This is a genomic window from Paenibacillus lentimorbus NRRL B-30488 (genome assembly GCF_000411595.1).
In the GTDB taxonomy this organism is placed as follows: domain Bacteria; phylum Bacillota; class Bacilli; order Bacillales; family Bacillaceae; genus Bacillus; species Bacillus velezensis.
In genome coordinates this window covers 134,255-148,779 of the sequence record NZ_ANAT01000021.1, presented here as the reverse complement: position 1 = coordinate 148,779, position 14,525 = coordinate 134,255, and the positions used below count along the sequence as shown (strand labels likewise).

Genomic DNA, 14,525 nt, shown 5'->3' with positions numbered 1-14,525 from the left:
GAAAAAACATCTATTGGAGGCGATTGCTATGAACCGCGGTTTCCCTCCGCAATATCCTGTATGCCCGCCTCCTCGGGTGAATGCGGGGTACTGGTACGCATTTTTTGTTGTGCTGCTCGTCGTCATTCTCGTCCTGGGCGGTCTGTATTGGTTCAATATATAGCAGCCGTCCTCTTAAACACCTCTATTTTAGGGGTGTTTTTTGTTGAAAGTGGTAGTAATGCGCATAACCGAAGTGATATAATATCAGTCATCTGAGTAAAAAAAGGAAATTCGCCCGGGAATTTTTTTCTGTTTAAGAAGAAACGGAAATAATGTGTCCGAGCGATCTTCTTTTGATTTCGTTTTCAATTAACTCGATAAATTCACGGCTCAAATTCATTTCATTGGCTTTGAAATAAGATTCTATTAGTAATTCATCAGAAAGCTTTCTCATGCCGGGGACCCAATTAATGGGAGTGGCACCTCCTTACAATTGTAATCAATCATCAGACGCAAGCATATGATGGAAGGTTGCGTTTCAATCATGGTGAGGTTATCTTTAATCTACCATGAAATACAAATAAGAACAATCGTTCTGTTATCCACACTCGTAAGTGGATAACTTGTTAGTATCTTGTTTATAATCTGGATAAATCCGGATGTAATAAGAGTGGATAATGTGTGTAATTTTATCCACAACTGGTGAAGAAACCCAATTTTTGTCGAAATTTTTTACTGAGTCCGACTTTGTTTTTAAATCTGACAGGTTTCGACATATAGATGATAGAAAGAAAAGGAAGGGTGCGGGTTTTGTTAAAAAAGTTTTTTTACCTGACGAATTTGTGAAAAATATATTTCATATCACACCGGAAAAGCTCAAGGAACGCAATGTGAAAGGGATTATTACAGACCTTGACAACACGCTTGTGGAGTGGGACAGACCGAGTGCGACACCTCGATTAATCGAGTGGTTTGAAGAAATGAAGGAGCACGGCATTAAAGTCACGATCGTCTCCAATAATAATGAACGAAGAGTGAAATTATTCTCGGAGCCGCTTGGCATACCGTTTATTTATAAGGCAAGAAAACCGATGGGGCGCGCCTTTAAAAGAGCCGTCAGCAGCATGGATCTGAAAAAAGAAGACTGTGTGGTCATCGGCGATCAGCTGCTTACTGATGTTCTCGGCGGAAACAGAAACGGGTATCATACGATCCTCGTCGTGCCTGTCGCTTCCTCTGACGGAGTCATGACGCGCTTTAACCGCCGGATTGAACGGAGAATATTGAGTTCTTTGAAACGTAAAGGCCATATTCAGTGGGAGGATTAGGAATGGAAAAGGTTGTTTGCATCGGCTGCGGAGTAACGATCCAGACCGAGGATAAACAAGGTCTCGGATACGCGCCAAAGGCATCGCTCACGAAGGAGAATGTCATTTGTCAGCGCTGCTTCAGACTGAAAAATTACAATGAAATTCAAGATGTTTCATTAACGGATGATGACTTTTTAAATATTTTGCACACAATCGGCGATACTGACTCTCTAATTGTCAAAGTCGTTGATATTTTTGATTTTAACGGAAGCTGGATAAACGGGCTGAACCGCTTTGTCGGCGGTAATCCGATCATTCTTGTCGGTAATAAGGCCGATATCCTGCCGAAATCCGTAAAGCGGGAACGGCTCGTCCAATGGATGAAACGCGAAGCGAAAGAATACGGCTTAAAACCCCTTGATGTCTTTTTAATCAGCGCTTCCCGCGGACAAGGGATGAAGGAAGTCATTGACGCCATTGAACATTACCGCGAAGGGCGCGATGTGTATGTGGTGGGCTGTACCAATGTCGGCAAATCCACATTTATCAACCGGATTATTAAAGAGGTCTCAGGGGAAGAGAATATTATTACCACCTCTCAATTTCCGGGCACGACGCTTGATGCGATTGAAATCCCGCTTGATGACGGATCTGCGCTTTATGATACGCCGGGAATCATTAACCATCACCAGATGGCGCATTACGTGGACAAGCGTGACTTAAAGGTGCTGACACCGAAAAAAGAACTGAAGCCGCGCACTTTTCAGCTGAATGAAAAACAAACGCTTTATTTCGGCGGGCTTGCCCGGTTTGACTATGTATCAGGCGATAAAACGGCGTTTGTCTGCTATATGCCGAATGAATTGATGATTCACAGAACAAAGCTTGAAAATGCTGATGCTTTATACGAAAAGCATGCGGGAGAACTGCTTACCCCGCCCGGAAAAGATCATTTGGATGAATTTCCGGAGCTTACGGCCCACGCGTTTACGATTAAAGAAGGAAAGACGGATATCGTTTTTTCCGGACTCGGCTGGGTCACGGTGCAGCAAGCAGATAAAAAAATAACGGCATACGCTCCGAAAGGCGTACACGTATTTGTCCGCCGTTCATTAATATAGAGAGAAGGGGAGAGGGAGCATGAAACAATTGTACGGAGTAATCGGAAATCCGATCGGGCATTCAATGTCACCCGATATTCATAACGCAGCTTTGCAAGATAAGAACATCAACGGGCAGTATTTTGCGTTTCAGGTGGAACCTCGTCATCTCAAGGACGCCGTTAACGGAATCAAGGCGCTTGGCATCTGCGGAGTGAACGTCACAGTCCCGCATAAAGTCGCGATCATGGAGCATTTGGATGAAATACATGAAAGCGCGAAAGTACTCGGGGCCGTAAATACCGTCAAAAGAGAGGGAGACAGGCTCATCGGGTATAATACTGACGGAGATGGGTTTTATAAATCCTTAGTCAAAGTATTGGACAAACCGATATCAGAGCTCTCCATCCTCATGATTGGGGCGGGAGGAGCGGCAAGAGCGATTTTTACGACGATCGTCCGCAGAGAGCCGAAACAATTTGACGTTTGCAACCGCACGCCGGAAAAAGCAGAAAGTCTGATTGCTGCTGCTCCCTCTTTTCAGCAGAAACGCGCCCTTACTTTAAAAGAAGCTGAAAATCAGCTTGAACAATATGACGTCATTATTCATACAACATCTGTCGGCATGTATCCGAAAACGGATGCCGTGCCGCTCTCATTGGAACGGGCCAAAACGGGCGCCATCGTTTGTGATATCGTATACAACCCGATTCAAACGGCGTTCTTAAAAGAAGCTGAAAAAAGAGGTTTAACAACCCTTGACGGTGTCGGCATGTTTGTGGAACAGGCTGCACTGTCTTTCAAGCTGTGGACGGAACAAGAGCCTGACAGCGGCTTAATGAGAGCAATTGTTGAAGAAAAACTAGGAGGAACACAATGTTAACAGGAAAACAAAAACGGTTTTTGCGTTCAAAAGCGCATCATTTAACGCCTATTTTTCAAGTGGGAAAAGGCGGAGTCAACGAAAACATGGTGAAACAGATTGCAGAGGCTTTAGAAGCAAGAGAGCTGATTAAAGTCAGCGTGCTTCAAAACTGCGAAGACGATAAAAACGATGTCGCAGAAGCGCTTGTGAAAGGCAGCCGCTCACAATTGGTGCAGACGATCGGAAATACGATCGTATTGTATAAGGAATCAAAGGAAAATAAACAAATCGAGCTTCCGTAAGGTGGTTGACATGAAGAAAATCGGAATATTCGGGGGCACATTTGACCCTCCGCACAACGGACATCTTCTGATGGCTAATGAAGTCCTTCATCAGGCGGAGCTCGATGAGATTTGGTTTATGCCTAATAAAATCCCGCCGCATAAGCAGAATGAAGACTTTACAGACAGCCGGCACCGGGTGGAGATGCTGAAGCTTGCCATCAGCTCTAATTCCGGCTTTAAGCTTGAGCTTGCGGAAATGGACCGGAAAGGCCCTTCTTATACCTATGATACCGTCCGTTTACTGAAGGAGCGGCACCCGAACGACAAGCTTTTCTTTATTATCGGGGCGGATATGATTGAATATCTGCCGAAATGGTACAAACTGGACGAACTGCTCACGCTCATTCAATTTATCGGAGTGCGGCGCCCGGGGTATCATATTGAGACCCCGTACCCGCTGCTTTTTGCCGACGTTCCGGAATTTGACGTTTCGTCAACGATGCTGAGAGAACGTCTCAAAGCAAAAAAGCCGACGCAATACTTAATGCCGGATAAAGTGAGGCAGTATATAGAGGAGAATGATTTATATGAATCGTGAGGAAGCACTTGCCTGCGTCAAAGAACAGCTGACCGAGCATCGCTACATCCACACAATCGGCGTGACAGATACGGCGGTTATTCTCGCAGGCCGGTTCGGAGCAGATCCGAAAAAAGCGGAAATGGCGGCTATTTTTCATGATTATGCAAAATTCCGGCCGAAAGAAGAAATGAAGCAGATCATCGTGCGGGAAAAAATGCCGGCTGAGCTCTTGGATTACAATGCCGAGCTGTGGCATGCCCCTGTGGGAGCGTATTTGGCTGAGAAAGAAGCGGGGATCACTGATCCTGAGATCTTGGATGCAATCCGCTATCACACGTCAGGGCGTCCCGGAATGACCCTTTTAGACAAAGTCATCTACGTTGCGGATTACATTGAACCCGGCCGCCGTTTTCCCGGAGTGGAAGAGGTGCGCCGTCTGGCGGAAACAGATCTGAACGAAGCGCTCATACAAGCGATGAAAAATACAATGATATTTCTGATGAAAAAAAACCAGCCGGTCTTTCCGGAGACGTTTGCAACCTATAACTGGCTGGTGTCTCAAAAATGACAGGAGGAATATGGAAAATGAATCAAGCTTCCGTATTAAAAATCGCGGCAAAAGCATGCGACGATAAACGTGCAGAAGATATTTTAGCGCTGGACATGGAAGGAATCTCACTTGTAGCGGATTACTTTTTAATCTGCCACGGGAATTCTGATAAACAGGTTCAGGCCATTGCGCGTGAAATTAAAGATCAGGCAGAAGAAAACGGCATTGATGTCAAAAAGATGGAAGGGTTTGATGAGGCCCGCTGGGTTTTAGTTGATCTCGGCGACGTCATTGTCCACGTTTTCCATAAAGATGAAAGAAGCTACTATAATCTTGAAAAGCTATGGGGCGACGCGCCGCTCGCAGAGCTTGAACTCGGCTTGAACTCATGATTTACCAAGGCTTCGCCGGTGTATATGACGAGTTAATGTCCCATGCGCCGTATGATGAATGGGCGGGCTGGATCGAAGCGTCTCTTCCGGAAAAGGGAAGGGTGCTTGATCTTGCCTGCGGAACCGGAGAAATATCCATCAGGCTTGCTGAAAAAGGCTGCGAAGTCACGGGGATTGATTTGAGTGAAGATATGCTGAGCTGTGCCCAGCAGAAAAAAACGGGAAAGCCGATTCTTTTTCTCCAGCAGGATATGAGAAAGCTTTCCGGTTTTGAAGAACAGTTTGATGCCGTAGTCATCTGCTGTGATTCCCTAAATTACTTAAAAACGAAAAATGATGTCTTAAGCACCTTCAAAAGTGTTTTTCAAGTTTTGAAGGAGGGCGGCCTGCTTCTGTTTGACGTCCATTCCCCGTATAAAATGACGGAGCTTTTTCCGGACAGCACCCATGCGGATCAGGATGAGCAGATCAGCTATATCTGGCAAAGCTTTGCCGGCGATGAAAAGCTTTCTGTCATCCATGATATGTCCTTTTTCGTATGGAACGGACAATCTTATGACCGCTATGACGAGACGCATGAGCAAAAAACATTTTACATTGAAGAATATGAACAAATGCTTGCAGAGACCGGATTTGAACTGAAGAAGGTGACGGCTGATTTTACAGACCGGCCTCCTTCAACAGAGTCTGAACGTCTTTTCTTTACGGCAGGCAAACCAAAAACCATCGTTTAAACGGAACGATGGTTTTTAAAATGCATTTTTTGCGATTGGCGCGATAAAGCTCTTTATGGCATACTCAGTTACACGTGAAATTGCTTCTTCACTAACGATATATCTTCATCGTATTTGTCATGTGTACGCTGAAAGACACGATTGAACATATCCTGAACACCGCTTTCGAGAGCCTTCAGTCCTTCTCCGGTGACGCCGCCTTTTACGCATACTTTTTCCTGCAAGGCGGGAAGCGTGTAATGCCCCGTTTCAAGAAGCTTTCCGAGACCGACAAGCATTTCTGTCGACATAATCACGGCTTCTTCTTTGGTGATGTCCGTTTCTTCCACTGCCGCGTCAATAAAGCGCTGAACGAGATAACTCATAAAAGCGGGCCCGCAGCTGACAATGTCTGACGCCGCTCTTGTAATGCCGCTGCTGATTTCCACAGGTTTTGAAATATGAGTGAACAGCGTTTGAATATCCGCTTTTGCAGCCTCGCTGCAGCTTTTGCCGAACGTAACAAGCGAGACGCCGGCAAAGGCGCGGTTCGTAATGCTCGGAATGACGCGGGCCGTCTGACACGGAACCGTATGTTCAATCTGATCCGTCTGAACGGGGCTGGTAATGGAGATTAAAATGTGATCTTTCCGTAAATGCGGTGTGAGTTTTTTCAGCAAAGGATATATATCCAGCGGTTTTACACAAATGAATATTATTTCATTATCCTGTACGAGTTTTTCCTGATCCTCAGTGACATGGATGCCGCTGAAACGTTCTTTTAGTTTTAATGCTTTTTCGATTGTTCTGTTTGTGATGGTGATATGTGAGGGATCGGCAGCGTTTGATTCGATAAACGATTCAATCAGGATCGTTCCCATGTTTCCGGTGCCGATAAAGCCTATTTTCAATGAATTCCCCTCCTTTTCCCTTAATCCTCTAAACCTTATGCGGGGAGGCAATGCAATATGACGAAAGCGATGATGACGGAGCGGCTGCGGCGGAATCTGAAAATTCTGGGCGCTTGTCTTGCGGCAGGGGCGGTTTTTATCTGTATTTGGCTGTTTCGTTCTGAAAAGGAAGAGCCGGTCAAACAGCAGTCCGTGCTCGGCCAAACAGCCTCAGCCTCCGTCGCGGACAAAAAAGACACCGCAGACGATAAGATTATGATTGATGTGAAAGGTGCGGTCCGAAATCCCGGCGTGTATGAAATGAAAGCGGGAGACAGAGTGACGCAAGCCATTGAAAAAGCCGGCGGCCTGAAGAAAAAGGCGGATGAATTGAATATTAATTTAGCAGAGCAGCTGCAGGACGGGACGATTGTTTATATTCCGAGTGAAGGTGAAGAGGAGAATCGCCCGAAAACAGCAGCGGGTGAAAAGGAGAATGCAGCTGTCAATATCAATACGGCATCTCTGGACGAACTTCAGGCGATTTCCGGGGTGGGGCAGAAAAAAGCGGAAGCCATTATCGCCTACCGAGAAGAAAACGGACGGTTTCAGACTGCTGAAGATTTGATGAATGTATCAGGCTTTGGAGAAAAGTCATTTGAGCGGATAAAAACTTCCATTACGGTAAAGTGAATTGACGGTTCTGCTTAAATCTATGTAAACTTAGAAAAGCAACAAGACTTTTTGGAGGGAACACTTGTGGAACGAATCTCATGGAATCAATATTTTATGGCGCAAAGCCATTTGCTGGCGCTGAGAAGCACATGTCCGAGACTGTCAGTCGGGGCAACCGTAGTCAGAGATAAGCGGATGATTGCCGGCGGATACAACGGCTCAATCGCCGGCGGCGTCCATTGCGCTGATGAAGGATGCCTTTTAATAGATAATCATTGCCAGAGGACCATACATGCAGAGATGAATGCGATTCTGCAATGTTCTAAGTTCGGTGTTCCGACGGAGGGCGCCGAAATTTATGTGACGCATTATCCTTGTATTCAATGCTGCAAATCAATTATCCAGGCAGGCATCAAAACGGTCTATTATGCCGAAGATTACAAAACACAGCCTTATGCAAAAGAGCTGTTCAGCCAAGCCGGAGTCAAGGTGGAGCAGGTCGAACTTGATGAAATGATCATCGATCTGAAAAACCGCGAAAAATTGTCTTTTGTCGCAGGTCTGATTCAGCAATTATCTGATGCGGGAGTTAAGGCAGATGAACTGAAAAAAATTCATGAACAGGCCAATGAGCTGTTTACCAGTTACGTATAAATGAAGTATAAATACCTTCTTCTGCCTCTGGCGGCGGTTTCTGCAACTGCGGGAATTGCCGCCGCTCATGTCTTCTGGGTTCTGCTCCTTTTTCTTCTGTATCTTCTCTTTATTATGATAAAAACAAAGCAGCCTGCTCCGGTTGTTGTCTGCCTCGTTTCTTTTTGTGTTTATTTCTTTCTTTATACGGTTTGTGACGCTGCGAATGTAACGCGGTATCAGGCCGGCAGTTATACTGAACAGGCCGTCATCACTAATATTCCGAAGGTTGACGGAGCGAAAATGACAGCCGTTATCCGTACACATGACAAGGAAAAATGGGCGGCTTCGTACAAAATCCGGTCTCTTGAAGAAAAGAGACTCATTGAACAGCTTGAACCGGGGATGCGCTGCACGTTTACAGGCTCTCTGGAACAGCCTGCACATGCGACGATTCCCGGGGGTTTTGATTATAAGGAATATCTTTACTCTCAGCAGATTCACTGGTTATTTACCGTGACTTCTATTCAGCAGTGTGAAAAATCCAAACAGCCGCTGTTTAAACTGCTGAGCATCAGAAAAAATTTGATTTCGATCATTCGGAATCACGTGCCTGAATCTTCCGCCGGAATTGTTGAAGCGCTGACCTTAGGTGAAAGATTTTCTATAGAGGACGATATACTGAGTGCATATCAAAATTTGGGAGTCGTTCATTTAATGGCGATTTCCGGAATGCATGTCGGTCTTATTACGGCGGGACTATTTTATGCTCTGATCAGAATCGGGCTGACAAGAGAAAAGGCGGGGATGTTGCTGCTGCTGTTTTTGCCGGTGTATACGCTGCTGAGCGGTGCCGCCCCATCCGTATTGCGCGCATCCCTCATGCTGGGATTTTATATCGCCGGAACTCTTGTTAAACGCGGCATTCATTCCTCTGCTGCATTGTCTCTGTCTTATCTGCTGCTCCTGCTGTTTAATCCTTACCTCCTTTGGCAGGCGGGCTTCCAGCTTTCCTTTGCGGTAAGCGCCTCTTTAATTCTGTCATCCTCCATTTTAAAGAAAGCGGGGAAAAGCAGACTTGCCGGGCTTGCGATGGCCTCATTCATTGCAGAGCTCAGCTCACTTCCGTTTCTTCTCTATCATTTTCAGCAAATTTCACTTGTCAGTTTTCCGATGAACATGGTGATGGTGCCATTTTATACGTTATTTGTCATTCCGGTTTCTGTCATCGGTTTCCTTCTTCTTTTGCTTTCAAGGCAGGTGGGAGAATGTTTGTTTGATATGTTTGACCTTGTGATGAAGCCTGTGCATGATTTCATTACATATGCGGCATCCGTTGATTTATTTACTATGATTGTGTCAAAGCCTGACTTTCTTTCCCTTCTTCTGCTTGCGGTTTCCGTTTTTACGCTTTTTGCGGCTTTGGAAAAGGGAGGTTTTTTAAAACTCAGGAAATCGGCTCTTTTTTTCTGCGCGGTTTTGGCTTATTTAATATGCCGTCCGTATTTCAGTCCATGGGGAGAAGCGGATATGCTTGATATCGGGCAGGGAGACTCGCTGTTTATAAGCGCGCCGCACCGCAAAGGGACCGTAATGGTTGATACAGGGGGAGTGATTGCTTATCCCGGAGAATCATGGAAAGAAAAACGCCACCCGTATTCTATCGGCGAGAAGGTTTTGATTCCGTTTTTAAACGGAAAAGGGGTGAAAAAGCTGGATGCGCTGATTTTAACCCATGCGGATCAGGATCACATCGGGGAAGCCGGAGTGTTAATCAAAAATCATAGAGTCAAACGGTTAATTGTCCCCGTGGGATTCGTAAAAGAACCGAAGGATCAGAACATATTAAATATGGCGAAAGAAAACAACATTCCCGTTGCCGAAGCAAAGCGGGGCGACACCATTACAGCGGGTGATCTTCAGTTTCAGGTGCTGTCTCCGGAGTCATCTGACGGAAAGAGTAAAAATGATTCATCACTGGTGCTTTGGACGGTTTTAGGCGGAGTGAGCTGGCTTTTGACGGGAGATTTAGAATCGGACGGCGAAACAGAAGTGCTGAAAACGTATCCGAAACTGAAGGCTGATATATTGAAGGCGGGTCATCACGGCAGCAAAAGCTCAACGAGTGAAGCCTTTTTGAAACAGCTTCAGCCGGAAGCAGCGCTGATTTCAGCAGGAAAAGAGAATCGATACCATCATCCGCATGAAGAAGTGCTGGATCGTTTGAAGGCGTACTCTGTCAATGTGCTTCGCACCGATATCAGCGGAACGATTCAATACAGATTTGAAAAAGGCGCCGGAACGTTTTCCGTCTTCCCTCCATATGATATAGAAGAAACCAGGGCGCAAGAAGTAAAAAAGACTGCCGATTGACAGCAGCCCGGAATGCGGCTAAGAGCCGATAAGATGGATGGCTGTTGCCATCACGAACAAAAAGGCGAAAAATCCGAAGGACACGACAAAACCGACAGCTGAGTCAACAGCATCATTTCGTTTGCTTTGAACGTTTTTTCAAAATCATTCAATTTCATCCCTCCTGACTTCCCTAAGTATACTGGAATTGTTTTGAAAAATCTAGAAGTGATGGTAACGTTTTCTGTTCTTGTGATTATCGCCTTTTTACAAGCAGACCCGGGAGCTTGTGAATCAGGCGTTTATTATAAATGAGGAAGCTGTCCTTTTTAAAGCTTCCTCTTTACTATTTGCCGAACTCAATTTAGGATAGAAGGGGATCAAGAAAGAGAGGAAGTCATACGATCATGGTATTTGATGTTTGGAAAGCCCTGAAAAAAGGGGATGTCCGCTCCGTTTATTGCTTATACGGAAAAGAAACGTATCTGCTCCAAGAGACTGTCAGCCGGATCAGACAAGCTGTCGTTGATGAGGAGACTAAAGATTTTAACCTGTCTGTTTTTGATCTTGAAGAGGATCCGCTTGACCAGGCCATAACCGATGCGGAAACGTTTCCGTTTATGGGAGAGAAGCGGCTGGTTATCGTAAAAAATCCGTCTTTTTTAACAGGGGAAAAAAGAAAGAAAAATAGAGCATAATACAAGCGCTTTGGAGACTTACCTGAAGGAGCCTGCGCCTTATACGGTCTTTGTGATTGTGGCTCCGTATGAAAAGCTGGACGAACGGAAAAAGCTGACGAAAGCGCTGAAGCAAAAAGGCCTTATGATTGAAGCTAAGGAGCTGAATGCAAAGGAGACGACTGATTTTACGATTAATCTGGCGAAATCCGAAAATAAAACGATGGATACAGAAGCTGCCGAGCATTTGGTTCTGCTTGCAAACGGCCATCTGTCTTCCATATATCAGGAAATACAAAAACTCTCCGCCTACACCGGTGACAGACATGAGATCACGCTTGAAGATGTCCGGGAGCTTGTCGCAAGAAGTTTGGAGCAGAATATTTTTGAGCTGATCAACAAAATCGTGAACCGAAAACGGACGGAAAGTCTTCAAATATTTTATGATCTTTTAAAACAAAACGAAGAACCGATCAAAATTATGGCGCTGATCGCCAACCAATTCCGTCTGATTATGCAGACAAAGTATTTTGCGGGACAAGGATACGGCCAAAAGCAAATCGCTTCCAACTTAAAGGTGCACCCTTTCCGGGTAAAGCTGGCGATGGATCAGGCGAGGCTTTTTTCTGAAGAAGAGCTGCGGCGTATTATAGAAAGGCTCGCAGTGATGGATTATGAAATGAAAACGGGGAAAAAGGACAAGCAGCTCTTGCTGGAGCTCTTTCTCCTTGAGCTTCTCCGGACTGAATGAAAAAAACGATCCCCGTTAAAGGGATCGTTTTTGTATTATGCAGAAAGTCCGTTCACTTGTTTCGCAAGTCTAGATTTGTATCGAGCTGCGGCATTTTTGTGTACAAGACCTGTTTTCACTGCTTTATCAATGCGTTTCGCTGCTTCAGAAAGAGCAGTTTTCGCTTTATCCGCTTCGTTGTTAGCAACAGAAGCTTCAACTTGTTTGATTGCAGTACGCATAGCAGATTTGATTGTCGCGTTATGAGCGCGGCGTTCGTTGTTTGTTTTTGTACGTTTAATCGCTGATTTAATGTTTGGCATGTGTTTCACCTCCTAAGATACAACCTGTAGCACAGTGTCTTAAGGTTAAATCTTCTTCACAATAGAACAAATTGTATTCTATCAAACAGAACTTTAGATTGCAATATAAATGTAAAGTATTTTTCGTTGATGGGTAAATTCGCATGATTCGTTTTGTAAATGGCCACACTATGTACCACGATGATTGAAGGAGGTCTTTCCTGTGAAAAACAACGAACTGGATGTCAATCAATTTCTGATACGGACGGATTTAGCGGTAGAAACGAAACAGGCGGTAAAAGACGGACAAGCCGGTCAGACAAAAGAAATAAACGGGTTTATTGAAAAAGAACGCGACAAGGGCGGCATTAAAGTCAGAACCGTCGATATTACCAAAGAAGGCGCCGAGCTATCGGGGAAAAAGCAGGGACGCTATGTCACGATCGAGGCTCAAGGGGTTCGGGAACACGACTCTGACATGCAGGAAAAAGTAACGGAAGTGTTTGCCGAGGAATTTTCCGCCTATCTGTCGGCATTAAAGATTCCAAAGGATGCAAGCTGTTTGATCGTCGGTCTCGGCAACTGGAATGTGACGCCGGATGCGCTCGGCCCTCTCGTGACCGAAAACCTTCTTGTGACACGGCATCTGTTCAGGCTTCAGCCGGAAAACGTACAGGAAGGGTACAGGCCGGTCAGCGCGCTTGCTCCCGGTGTGATGGGATTAACGGGAATTGAAACGAGCGATATTATTCAAGGTGTGATCAAAGAATCAAAGCCGGATTTTGTGATTGCGGTAGACGCTCTTGCGGCAAGAGCCGTTGAAAGGGTGAACACGACCATCCAATTTTCTGATACGGGCATTCACCCGGGATCAGGCGTCGGCAATAAGAGAAAAGAATTAAGCAAGGAGACGCTCGGCATCCCCGTCATCGCAATCGGGGTACCGACTGTCGTTGATGCGGTTACGATCGCGAGCGATACGGTGGATTATATATTAAAGCATTTCGGCAGAGAGATGAAAGATGACAGCCCGTCAAGATCTCTGGTGCCCGCCGGAATGAACTTCGGCAAAAAGAAGGTGCTGACAGACGAAGACCTTCCCGGAGAAAAAGAACGCCAATCCTTTCTCGGTATTGTCGGCACACTGGACGAAAACGAAAAACGCCAGCTGATTCACGAAGTGCTCTCTCCGCTCGGCCATAATCTGATGGTCACGCCGAAGGAGATTGACACCTTTATTGATGATATGGCGAACGTGCTTGCAAACGGGTTAAACACCGCCCTTCATGAAAAAGTGTCACAAGATAACAAAGGTTCTTATAATCATTAAAATGGTTCTACCTCCTCTAGCTTGTTCATAGAGTAATTACTAGACAAGCGCTGGAGGGATTCAAATCATGAGAAAAAACGCAGAAACCGTCAAATTGTCGTTGCAGTAAACGGTGGAAATGCGCTCAAGGGCATGTTTTTGTTTATGACAAGCCTTATCGTTATTTTCGTATTATCGGGTGTGCTCACATCGCTTCGCCCTGAACTGAGGCTTTCTTCGAATTCTCTTCACGGAATTGCCGGAGAACTTCCGGGTGACGCGTTTGCACACCTCCTCGGTATGGAAAATCATTATTTCGCCTCAGAGCTTCCTGAAAAAGACTCTTTTCAGCTGTCCCGGCTTTCCTTAAAACTGGCGACAAGCATTAATATGGAAGACCCGCGGAGTTTCTTGGGACGTGAGCTGCCGGGATTTGCCCAATACGATACGGAGATCCTTCTGGCGGGGCAGGGGACTGATTATACGAATATGCCTGCTGAATCCCCGCCGCCGTCAAAGGTGATGGAAAAAGAAAAAGAAGTGAACCTGGCAGAAATCGAAAACAAAACGAAAAAGAAGAAAAGGCGCCGCCGAAACATTCAACAGGCAGCAAAAAAGTCGTTTTTATTTACCACACTCATAATACCGAATCCTATCTTCCTCTGTTAAAGGGGGAAACAAATCCGGATAACGCCCGCCATTCGAAGGCCAATGTCACGCTTGTCGGAGATATGTTCGGAAAAGCGCTTGAAGCGCAAGGTGTAGGAGCGACCGTAGATAAAACCGACATTCAGGCCCGCCTGAACAAAGACGGTTTAAATTATGCGCGAAGCTACGACGAATCAAGGCCGGTCGTAAAAAAGCGCGCTCGCCAAAAATAAAAACCTGCAATATACCATAGACATTCACCGGGATTCCCGCCGCAAGAAAAATACGACAGCCGACATCAAAGGAAAAAGCTATGCCAGGGTCGCCATCGTCGTCGGCAAAAAAAGCGCTAATTTTGAAGAAAACTATAAACTCGCAAGTGAACTTCATAAGCTGATGGAGAAAAAATACCCAGGCTTAAGCGTCGGTGTTTTATCAAAAGGCTCTCCGGGAGATAATGGAGTATACAACCAGGATTTAAACGACCGGTCGCTTCTGCTGGAATTCGGGGGCGTGGATAACAATCTAGAAGA

General features: G+C 45.6%; 16 protein-coding genes and 5 pseudogenes. 17 read left to right on the top strand and 4 right to left on the bottom strand.

The features are described 5' to 3' along the window. The first annotated feature begins 28 nt into the window (after positions 1-28). Positions 29-163: a hypothetical protein gene (locus D368_RS20160; RefSeq protein ID WP_003152848.1), complete on the top strand. Its 135-nt coding sequence runs from the start codon at positions 29-31 to the stop codon at positions 161-163. 132 nt (positions 164-295) lie between these two features. Here D368_RS20160 and sda read toward each other — a convergent pair whose 3' ends face one another. Beyond that, positions 296-436 (bottom strand): sporulation histidine kinase inhibitor Sda, encoded by a 141-nt coding sequence (gene sda, locus D368_RS12460; RefSeq protein ID WP_003152850.1) that lies wholly within the window; start codon positions 434-436, stop codon positions 296-298. 322 nt (positions 437-758) lie between these two features. Between sda and D368_RS12455 the strand changes: the two genes are divergently transcribed. The 8 genes from D368_RS12455 to D368_RS12420 are packed head-to-tail and all read left to right on the top strand — an operon-like array spanning position 759 to position 5,797. Continuing rightward, positions 759-1,310 (top strand): YqeG family HAD IIIA-type phosphatase, encoded by a 552-nt coding sequence (locus D368_RS12455; RefSeq protein ID WP_050979339.1) that lies wholly within the window; start codon positions 759-761, stop codon positions 1,308-1,310. A 2-nt stretch (positions 1,311-1,312) separates the two neighbouring features. After that, on the top strand, positions 1,313-2,413 hold the full coding sequence (gene yqeH, locus D368_RS12450) for a ribosome biogenesis GTPase YqeH (RefSeq protein ID WP_031378932.1): 1,101 nt from the start codon (positions 1,313-1,315) through the stop codon (positions 2,411-2,413). Positions 2,414-2,432: 19 nt separating this feature from the next. After that, positions 2,433-3,275: a shikimate dehydrogenase gene (gene aroE / locus D368_RS12445; RefSeq protein ID WP_031378933.1), complete on the top strand. Its 843-nt coding sequence runs from the start codon at positions 2,433-2,435 to the stop codon at positions 3,273-3,275. Then, positions 3,269-3,559, top strand: a complete 291-nt coding sequence (gene yhbY, locus D368_RS12440) for a ribosome assembly RNA-binding protein YhbY (protein ID WP_003152858.1) — start codon at positions 3,269-3,271, stop codon at positions 3,557-3,559. The genes aroE and yhbY overlap by 7 nt, the downstream gene beginning before the upstream one ends. Positions 3,560-3,569: 10 nt before the next feature. Next, entirely contained in the window at positions 3,570-4,139 is a 570-nt protein-coding gene (locus D368_RS12435) for a nicotinate-nucleotide adenylyltransferase (RefSeq protein WP_007408258.1), read from the top strand. Further along, positions 4,129-4,689: a bis(5'-nucleosyl)-tetraphosphatase (symmetrical) YqeK gene (gene yqeK, locus D368_RS12430; RefSeq protein ID WP_031378934.1), complete on the top strand. Its 561-nt coding sequence runs from the start codon at positions 4,129-4,131 to the stop codon at positions 4,687-4,689. The genes D368_RS12435 and yqeK overlap by 11 nt, the downstream gene beginning before the upstream one ends. 17 nt (positions 4,690-4,706) lie before the next feature. After that, positions 4,707-5,063 carry a ribosome silencing factor gene (gene rsfS / locus D368_RS12425; RefSeq protein ID WP_003152864.1) on the top strand — a complete coding sequence of 119 codons (357 nt, stop codon included), beginning with the start codon at positions 4,707-4,709 and terminating at the stop codon, positions 5,061-5,063. Next, positions 5,060-5,797, top strand: coding sequence for a class I SAM-dependent methyltransferase (locus D368_RS12420; protein ID WP_128574846.1), 738 nt, complete (start codon positions 5,060-5,062; stop codon positions 5,795-5,797). Before rsfS ends, D368_RS12420 begins: the two co-directional genes overlap by 4 nt. Before the next feature lie 68 nt (positions 5,798-5,865). Here D368_RS12420 and comER read toward each other — a convergent pair whose 3' ends face one another. Next, positions 5,866-6,687, bottom strand: coding sequence for a late competence protein ComER (gene comER / locus D368_RS12415; protein ID WP_071391594.1), 822 nt, complete (start codon positions 6,685-6,687; stop codon positions 5,866-5,868). A gap of 57 nt (positions 6,688-6,744) precedes the next feature. Here comER and D368_RS12410 point away from each other — a divergent pair, with 57 nt between their 5' ends. The 3 genes from D368_RS12410 (at position 6,745) to D368_RS12400 (ending at position 10,347) form a co-directional block, all read left to right on the top strand. Then, positions 6,745-7,359, top strand: a complete 615-nt coding sequence (locus D368_RS12410; RefSeq protein ID WP_128574845.1) for a helix-hairpin-helix domain-containing protein — start codon at positions 6,745-6,747, stop codon at positions 7,357-7,359. A gap of 66 nt (positions 7,360-7,425) precedes the next feature. Further along, positions 7,426-7,995, top strand: coding sequence for a ComE operon protein 2 (locus D368_RS12405; RefSeq protein ID WP_003152868.1), 570 nt, complete (start codon positions 7,426-7,428; stop codon positions 7,993-7,995). Then, entirely contained in the window at positions 7,996-10,347 is a 2,352-nt protein-coding gene (locus D368_RS12400) for a DNA internalization-related competence protein ComEC/Rec2 (RefSeq protein WP_128574844.1), read from the top strand. 18 nt (positions 10,348-10,365) lie between these two features. Here D368_RS12400 and D368_RS12395 read toward each other — a convergent pair. Continuing rightward, positions 10,366-10,499: pseudogene (locus D368_RS12395) on the bottom strand (YqzM family protein). 40 nt (positions 10,500-10,539) lie between these two features. On the opposite strand from D368_RS12395, the pseudogene D368_RS12390 reads away from it, so the two are divergent. Both D368_RS12390 and holA read left to right on the top strand, forming a co-directional pair. Then, positions 10,540-10,694, top strand: a pseudogene (locus tag D368_RS12390) (hypothetical protein). A gap of 39 nt (positions 10,695-10,733) precedes the next feature. Further along, a pseudogene (gene holA / locus D368_RS12385) lies at positions 10,734-11,773 on the top strand (DNA polymerase III subunit delta). Positions 11,774-11,789: 16 nt separating this feature from the next. Here the strand turns inward: holA and rpsT are convergent. After that, positions 11,790-12,056 carry a 30S ribosomal protein S20 gene (gene rpsT, locus D368_RS12380; protein WP_003152876.1) on the bottom strand — a complete coding sequence of 89 codons (267 nt, stop codon included), beginning with the start codon at positions 12,054-12,056 and terminating at the stop codon, positions 11,790-11,792. Between the two features lie 202 nt (positions 12,057-12,258). On the opposite strand from rpsT, the gene gpr reads away from it, so the two are divergent. The 3 genes and pseudogenes from gpr to D368_RS20150 form a co-directional block, all read left to right on the top strand. Next, on the top strand, positions 12,259-13,365 hold the full coding sequence (gpr, locus tag D368_RS12375; protein WP_003152878.1) for a GPR endopeptidase: 1,107 nt from the start codon (positions 12,259-12,261) through the stop codon (positions 13,363-13,365). Between the two features lie 132 nt (positions 13,366-13,497). Beyond that, positions 13,498-14,225, top strand: a pseudogene (locus tag D368_RS20155) (stage II sporulation protein P). A gap of 4 nt (positions 14,226-14,229) precedes the next feature. After that, positions 14,230-14,517, top strand: a pseudogene (locus tag D368_RS20150) (stage II sporulation protein P); the annotation flags it as partial. Positions 14,518-14,525: the final 8 nt, after the last annotated feature.